Genomic DNA, 1,050 nt, shown 5'->3' with positions numbered 1-1,050 from the left:
GCTTTGATGCCTGATTGTTCCACAACACTATGATAATCGCTGGAGGATTTATCCTTTTGGAAAGAGGCGCTCATGGACCCCCCACCACCCGTTTGTCCAGCACCAAACCCAACAGAAACAGAGTTTTGCTTACTGGAAGTTTGTCCCGTATCACTGCGGCTGGTAATGGCAAAATCACCCCCTACTTCCATTTCTACACGCTCTCCAGAAACCACGGCGCCTGCCAATGTGGTGTTTGCCCCACTCGTGGTATGAACAGTGCCGGTGCCTATAATATGGCTGTTTTTGTGTTGAACTTCCTCACTGGAACCTTCCCCTTGACTAAAAGAAGCACTACCCGTTGCCCCTGCGCCACCCGTGCCATAACCGGTGCCAACACTCATTGAAGAACTTTCACTGCTGTTTTGTGTGCTTTGCGTGTTTTGTGCACTTTCAAAGATGATATCTTTACCTGCTTCCATGGTGATCTTTCCGCTCTGTGCATCATTTTCCAGCACATAGATTGGATTGGTACCAGCGATAATATCAGCGCCAACACCATGAATGCTGCCTTTGTGGGCTTGCATGTTAACAGCGCGTCCACCTTCTATGCTATCTGTCACCGCTGTGGAGACTTGAGAAGAGGCTTCTGTTTTCTCAGTTTTAAAGCCCACGGTTACACTGCCAGATGCACCAGCCATATTGGCAAGAGCATCCTTGGTGGAGCCCCCCAATCCTCCTAATGAGCTACTCAGTCCTTTGGTTACGTTCCCCTTTTCCCCCGTATTGCCAGTCAGCCAATTAACAAAGGTTTTGCCTTTACTATAAAGATGACTGATTTTCATGCCAGTCAGTATGCCATTAATAACTGTATTGTTACCATCCTTATTATTCATGTGATCTGCGGCATCTTTTAGTCCTTGTACCGTGCCAAGGACACCGATATCAACGGAAGTTGTCACACCAGCAAAAGACTTTTCATGCTTTTCTTTTGCGTTAGAGGTATCATAGCTTTCTGATAGGGTGATATTATTGCCGGCATCAATGTTGACATCACGATCCGCCGAAACA

1 protein-coding gene is annotated in these 1,050 nt (G+C 47.0%); it reads right to left on the bottom strand.

The window, feature by feature from the left end:
- Nucleotides 1–1,050, bottom strand: a 1,050-nt coding sequence (locus ACFIJL_RS09515) for a hemagglutinin repeat-containing protein (RefSeq protein WP_375624469.1), incomplete at both ends; no start/stop codon positions are given.

Source organism: Bartonella sp. TT119HLJHH, from assembly GCF_042193385.1.
Lineage (GTDB): Bacteria > Pseudomonadota > Alphaproteobacteria > Rhizobiales > Rhizobiaceae > Bartonella.
This window is presented reverse-complemented; position numbering and strand designations above follow the sequence as displayed.